Origin of the sequence: uncultured Campylobacter sp., from assembly GCF_938030685.1 — a bacterium.
Taxonomy (GTDB): domain Bacteria; phylum Campylobacterota; class Campylobacteria; order Campylobacterales; family Campylobacteraceae; genus Campylobacter_B.
Genome location: NZ_CALHHX010000027.1, coordinates 1 through 6,503, shown reverse-complemented (window position 1 = coordinate 6,503; position 6,503 = coordinate 1). Strand labels below are relative to the sequence as shown.

At 38.9% G+C, this 6,503-nt stretch carries 8 protein-coding genes, 1 tRNA gene and 1 pseudogene; 9 read left to right on the top strand and 1 reads right to left on the bottom strand.

Annotated features, from left to right (window positions below; translation table 11 throughout):
* The 5 genes from Q0369_RS01335 to Q0369_RS01315 form a co-directional block, all read left to right on the top strand.
* On the top strand, positions 1-908 hold a 908-nt coding region (locus Q0369_RS01335; protein ID WP_298094940.1), incomplete at its 5' end, for a DUF3137 domain-containing protein.
* A gap of 195 nt (positions 909-1,103) precedes the next feature.
* A complete protein-coding gene (locus Q0369_RS01330) occupies positions 1,104-2,060 on the top strand; it encodes a DUF3137 domain-containing protein (protein WP_298094937.1) in 957 nt (318 codons plus the stop codon).
* A 394-nt stretch (positions 2,061-2,454) separates the two neighbouring features.
* Positions 2,455-2,530: transfer RNA gene (locus Q0369_RS01325), tRNA-Val, on the top strand.
* Positions 2,531-2,722: 192 nt separating this feature from the next.
* Positions 2,723-3,403 (top strand): DUF4102 domain-containing protein, encoded by a 681-nt coding sequence (locus Q0369_RS01320; RefSeq protein ID WP_298094932.1) that lies wholly within the window; start codon positions 2,723-2,725, stop codon positions 3,401-3,403.
* Entirely contained in the window at positions 3,394-3,984 is a 591-nt protein-coding gene (locus tag Q0369_RS01315; protein ID WP_298094930.1) for a site-specific integrase, read from the top strand. Before Q0369_RS01320 ends, Q0369_RS01315 begins: the two co-directional genes overlap by 10 nt.
* Positions 3,985-4,068: 84 nt before the next feature.
* Here the strand turns inward: Q0369_RS01315 and Q0369_RS01310 are convergent, their stop codons facing one another.
* Positions 4,069-4,275, bottom strand: coding sequence for a transcriptional regulator (locus tag Q0369_RS01310; protein WP_297962191.1), 207 nt, complete (start codon positions 4,273-4,275; stop codon positions 4,069-4,071).
* Between the two features lie 320 nt (positions 4,276-4,595).
* On the opposite strand from Q0369_RS01310, the gene Q0369_RS01305 reads away from it, so the two are divergent.
* From Q0369_RS01305 to Q0369_RS01290, 4 genes and pseudogenes are all read left to right on the top strand, one after another.
* Positions 4,596-5,033, top strand: coding sequence for a hypothetical protein (locus Q0369_RS01305; protein WP_298094927.1), 438 nt, complete (start codon positions 4,596-4,598; stop codon positions 5,031-5,033).
* A gap of 168 nt (positions 5,034-5,201) precedes the next feature.
* Complete coding sequence (locus Q0369_RS01300) at positions 5,202-5,723, top strand: hypothetical protein (protein WP_298094924.1); 522 nt, start codon at positions 5,202-5,204, stop codon at positions 5,721-5,723.
* A 12-nt stretch (positions 5,724-5,735) separates the two neighbouring features.
* Positions 5,736-5,975, top strand: a pseudogene (locus tag Q0369_RS01295) (hypothetical protein); the annotation flags it as partial.
* 20 nt (positions 5,976-5,995) lie between these two features.
* Positions 5,996-6,364, top strand: a complete 369-nt coding sequence (locus tag Q0369_RS01290; RefSeq protein ID WP_298094922.1) for a hypothetical protein — start codon at positions 5,996-5,998, stop codon at positions 6,362-6,364.
* Positions 6,365-6,503 lie beyond the last annotated feature (139 nt).

Genomic DNA, 6,503 nt, shown 5'->3' with positions numbered 1-6,503 from the left:
GCAAGCTGCTGCAAAGCCGCATAAAATGGAAAATAATAAGCCTGCTTAAAGCCTGTGCGATATTTATCCCTGCGGTTTTCTTAATGAGATATATGGCTAGCCAAGAGGGTACACCTTTGGGAATGCCGTATCTTTTATTTGGTCTAAGCATAGCGCTATATTTTACTTATAAGCTATTTTACGAAAAAACCTACAAAGTCAAAACGCGAGAATTCGCGTTGCAATACAAAGCCCTCTATATAATGCCATACATCGAAAGTCTAGGATACAAATACAATAGATTCGGCGCCGTAACCCAAGAGCAAGACATCCTGCAAAGCGGGCTTTTTAATCAATATGCAAATTCTGGCGGAGATGATTTGATATACGGAAACATAGACGGTGTGGACTTTAGCTTCTGCGATATTTGGATGTCTAAAGAGACTATAGATGATAGTTTTTTCACTTTGACTTATGAAAAGAAGGAAATGGAGATATTTCAAGGTCTTTTTTTCGCAGCCGATTTTCATAAAAAGATTAGATCCGACATTTTTATTCTTCCAAGAAAAATAAAGCTACCGCACGGCGTCTTGGAAAGCGGTGCAAGATCTTGCAATATGGATAACGCGAAATTTAACAGATCTTTTGCGGTATATACAAAAGATGCGGTCGCCGCAGCGTATGTACTCACGCCCGTGCTGATGGAGAAAATTTTATTTTTGAAAACGCTTGCGAAATCGGAGATCGCGCTTAGCTTCAGAAAAAGTAAAATTTATATAAAAATACCTCGCGGATACGATAGCTTTGAGCCCGATCTAAATAGACCGATACGCGGTGATAGGCTCGCGAGTAAGATACAAATCGATCTGGACGCGATGCTGCAAATCGTAAAAATTTTAAGGCTGAATGAAAAAATTTGGACGTCTTAGCGTGCGCAAGGCGGAGCGAGGCAAGCGGGCAAAACAAGGTAGGGCATGGCGAATAAACGGAACGCGCGGCTCGCGCAAGCAGCTGTAAAATGTGGCGGCATCCAAGCGGAACGCACCAAAATCGCGCCGTATCGGGCGCAGATTTACGCTGTGCCGCAAGGTTGCGCCATTAAATTTAATAAATAGAGGTTGGGCGTGGATATTAAAACCGTAATAGATTTAGAAAAGCAGCGCAAACGGCTTAAGAAAAGTCGCAAGCTTTGGAAAATTTTAAGTTATCTCGTAGCGTTCGTGGTTTTCGGTCCGATGCTTGCGCTCGCATTGATAATCATCTTTCTCGATTTTCCCAAACTCGATCTTGGCATAGAAAGCTTATCTTTTTTGGTCATGTCTATTTTAGCAATAATCGCCATGCGGGACGAATTTTACGAGTGGATTTTTGAGCGTAAAACCGAGCAATTTTTGATGCGCTACAAAGAGCTTTATCTCAAGCCCTATATCGAAAGCCTGGGCTTTTCGTATAAAATGGGCGCGCTTTTTCAGGAAAAAGAGGTAAGAGTAAGCGAGATATTTGACGGATTTGATAGATTTCGCGCGGATGATCTGGTTTGCGCGAACGTGGACGGAGTGGATTTTATATTTTGCGATATAAGACTAGAAAAAGACATCGGTACGGGAATTCCATTTATTTTTAAAAATAATTACGCCATATTTTTCGAAGGACCCTTTTTCGTGGCAAATTTTAATAAAAAAATCCGCTCCGACGTTTTTGTTTTCTCGAATACGACACTGCCGCCGTCTGAGTTGCGGCACAAACTACTGGGTGGTCGCGAAATACCAATAGATAACGCGGACTTCAATCAAAATTTTACGATTTATGCAAACGACGCAATGACGGTTATGTATGTTCTGACGCCTGCGCTGATGGAGAAAATTTTATATCTTAAACAGCTCGTGAAATCGGATATCTCGCTGAGCTTCAAGCAAAATAAAATTTACATAGCGATAGCTCGCGACGCGGATAGTTTCGAGCCGAGCTTGGATCAGCCGATACTCAATGCTCGCATCGCAAAGGATATCAAAGCGGATCTGGACGCGATGCTACAAATCGTAAAAATTCTAAGGCTGAATGAAAAAATTTGGACGTCTTAACGGGCGCAAGGCGGAGCGAGACAAGCGGGCAAAATAAGACAGGACGAAGTAAGGCAGCAGATGAAACGAGGCGGGGTGAAGCAAAGCGACTAGATAAAACAAAGCGGAGCAGAATAAGCTGGGGCAAAACACGCGAGTGTCGTGCAAGCGCGATAAAATTCTACGCGGGATTGCGAATTTTTAGTAATGGGATAAAATTCCGCGCGGGATTGCGAAATTTAGTTGCGGGATAGAATTTTGCGCGGGGTTTCGGCAATATCGTGAAATTTCGCGTAGAATTCGACGGCGTTTTACGTCACGGCGGAGTCTTGTATAAAATTTCGGCGGAATTTTACGAAAAATTAAAATTTGCTTGCTATTGAGAGATTTTTTTGATATACTGCCGTTTCTTTTTGGCCCCGTAACTCAGTTGGTAGAGTGTCACCTTGACATGGTGGAAGTCGTTGGTTCGAGTCCAATCGGGACCACCATTTAAGCTATCTTTAAGTTTCAATCATTTCTTTTTACTTCTCTTCAATTCCCGTATATAGGTGCTTATCTTATATTTCGATTATTTTTCTCTTCTTTTGTTTTTGTTTGTAGTATAATTACTTCTGAAAAAATAAGGGACTAATTCAGGGACCCTTTTCCATTAAGGGACTTTCCCATTTTAGGAGGGTATTATGGCAAATATATCTAAGGCGCATCTTTCCGATAAGGAAATTAAAAACCTTAAGGCAAAGGATAAAAGATACAAAGTAGCCGTCGGATCGCCAAAAGAGCTTTATCTTTTCGTCCATCCTAGCGGTACAAAAACCTTTTTCTTGCGTTTAGCAGGCGATAAGATAGTCAGTCTAAAGGAATTCCGCCCGGGTATCTACTCCGTAGCAGAAGCACGCAGGGAGGCCAACGCTCTTTTGGCTCAACTAGCACAAGGTAAGGAGATAGACGCAATCTTAGGCAAGTCGGATAAATATAAATTTAAAAGCCTATTCGATCAGCTTATAGAGCAGAAACGTAGAAAAGGAAGTAGCGCAGGTTATATAGCCAAAATCATTAATATGGTTTCTACTTACATACTACCTAAATTAGGCGATAGAGACGTTAAAAGCATAAAGAGAGATGAGCTTTTAGAGATTTTTAAAGCTATTTTTAATCCAAACAACAAAGAAAGCAGATTAGAGACTATTCATCGTTTAATATATTATTGCGGTGCAGTTTTCGATATAGCCATAGATGATGAATATATGGGACGCAATCCTTGCGCTATGCTACACAAACAATTTCCTACTTCCCGTCGATATAATAGAAACCGTGAGATTGATGTCGAATACCCCGCCTTAACAGAAGAAGTGTGGATATAAAGGAATTCCTTGACGATCTAAAAACGGACGATAAACTAGATCTAGCTACCAAACGAGCCTTATATCTGCAAATCCTTTGCGTCAATCGTCCTGGCAATACTGCAAGCGCTAAGTGGGATGATATAGACTTAGAAAAGGGGATTTGGACTATCAAAGCAAGAGAGATGAAGTCGAGGACCGCTCATCAAATAGCGCTCAGCTCATACGCCATAAAGATTTTAAAAGAGCAGCAGCTATTTAGTGGCAATGACAAATTCGTCTTTCCGTCTGCTAGCGCAGAAGGTCATCTACACAGAGATAGCATAAGCAAAGCTATAAGAAATTTAGGCGGCAAGGATAAGTACAGGGGCAGAGCTACCTCTCACGGCTTTAGAGCCACCTTCCGCACCATTTGCTCTACGCATAAAGCGCAGCTATACCGCTTAGGCATAACAGAAGAAGGTATAGAAAGCGCTTTAGCGCACGTAGAGCCAAACGAAGTAAAAAGATCATACGAGCGCAAAAAGGCTACCATAGAGCAGATTGCAACGCTTATGCAATGGTATGGGGATTATTTAAATTCCATAACGCCGCTGTTTTGATATCAATCTCCGCGTTGGAATAAGACCTACTCTACTCCATCCCGAATCATTCAAATATGCGGGCTGCGCCTGAAATAAACAAAATCATTTTAGGCGCAAATCGGCATTCCCTTCCGCAAGGTCTTGAAGCTCGTCTAAATTCTTTTGCGCCTGCTTTAACAGCTCGTCGAATTTAAATCCGAGCATTACGATACGGTAAAGCTCGGGCTTATTCTTACGCCAATTATAAAGCGTTTTTGTATCGATTTTTAAAATTCCCGCTATATCTCTTTGTGATAAGTTATGTCTCATTTTTTACCTTTTAAATGGGAATTTTCAAGAAAATTTACTATCTATTCAACAAAGGAATAATTCCCGACTTTTAACTTTTACAAAGGAATTGTTTCTTTGTTTTAAGTTAAGTCATACGTGATTAATATTCCAAGAAATTTTTCAAAGGAGTGCATATGAGTTATGCAGATAGTAATCTTTAATAATGGTGGGAAAATCGTCAAAATGACAAAAAAAGTCGGCAATATATGCCTATTAAGATACTTATGGATTAGTCTTTTTATCCACGATAATTTTAGCAAAAGTGGCTGCTTGCCAATCTAATCAAGAAAGGAAAAATTATGGAGCAACTAAGGAAATACTATGTTTTAGCCGTTGCGGCTCTTAACTTTGTAATATGCGCTATCGCATTTTTTATATGGACGAGGATTATAGTAATATCAGAGCAGATCCATTTAATAATTTTTACTGTGGTGGCTATATTGGTTTCATTTATTCTTTGTTATATCTATATGACAGTTGCAGCAAAGAGAGGTATAATCCCTGATGAAAAGAAAAATTCTTTAGGAAACAAATCCACGTTACTTAGCATAGTAACCGTTATTATAGCTGTCGTTATTTTTGAACAAGTTCTTCAAGCGTCGGACAGAGTAAAAGTGCTTTATGTTCCGAGAATCTTTTCGGGCTCTGTCTATAATGTGGATATAGAAAGAATAAAAGATAAGGTATATATCTTAAAAAGGCAGTATAGAGAAGAATACGGAAGACCTGCGGAATAATTAGGAATAAGAACGATTAGGTTCTGCCGCAAATTTACCGCAGAGCTTAACGATTTTTTAAAATCTTTCACAAGATTTGAAATATATGTTTGACAAATATCTGATTAAAAACAAAACTAAAAAATCGAATATTTTCAAACATTTAATCTAAAAATTAAAGGATATAAAATGAAACTTTCAACCCTAGCTTTAGCTACAACAGTAGCTTTAACATTCTCTGGCTGCGTTATAGATGATGTATTAAATACAACTGGAAGCGCAATTGATTCTATAACTGGGAGCGTCGATAATACAATTGCTTCAACAAAAAAATATGAATACCCAATTTTGACGATCACATCGCCATCTCAATTAGATGCTTTTTGCCATGAAAAACATAAAGTCAATGCATATACCGTCAAATCCCTACCTCCTATGAAATATGTAACGACTGAAAATGGAGGTGGCACGGGAATTCTGCAAGTCATAGGAACGAAAAGTGAAGTATTTTTGCGACCGAGGGTAAGCAGCGCTGTCGCTCGTGGTTTAACAGAGGAAGCAATAGATAATTTTGATCGCGCAAATCCTGATAAGATTATAAAATTGAAAAAACCAATATACATGTATTCAGATACAGACATATCTACTCTTGGTTCTTTTAGCCACGCCGGTCTTTCGGGTTGTGAAATTGAATTTACAACAGCCTATTAAATGGATAGACCTATGATTATCTCAATTCTAAATAAAAAAGGCGGAGTAGGCAAAACCCCCTTCGCCTTTAGCATAGCGAAAGATCTATCATTCTACCTACAAAGTAACGATACAAGCTGTATAGAACAGATCTATCCAAATTATGCAGTTATTACCGATACACCAAAACTAATAGACAACTGTGTATATGATTTCGGCGGCTTCAAAAGTGCCGGCGTATTAAAAATCATATCTGAAAGCGATTTTGTATTATTTCATAGAAAGGATAAACAATGTTTGCTATAGTAGCAATAATAGTATGTATATGGTGCTTAATAGAAGCAGTATTCGCAATATTTTGTGGACTAACAGCCCCCTTATTTAAGTTATTGGGAAAAGCTATACTTTGGCTAATAGGAAGTATACTGGGATTAGCAATAAGATTAATAATCGGCATTATTCTAAGCCCATATCATTTTATAAAAGGAATGATAGAAGGCTATAAAGAACAAGAACTTTTAAAAGAAGCAAACGACTATAACTACGACTTCTATCAATTAGACAAATACACGCAAGATCTAATAAGAAGCGCTAGAAAAAATAATTTTACATCCGTTTATAACGGACAAGATCTGCTTCGCGTAAAAGACTTTTTAGCTTAATTAGTCATAGTTGAAATAACGTTCGAATTTACGAAAGCTTATTTACCGTTAGGGGTAGCGCGCGCTATCGCTTGCGCTGGGGGAATATCACAATCTCGGAAAGAAAAGAATTTAATCGATCTTTCGTTCCCCCCCCCCC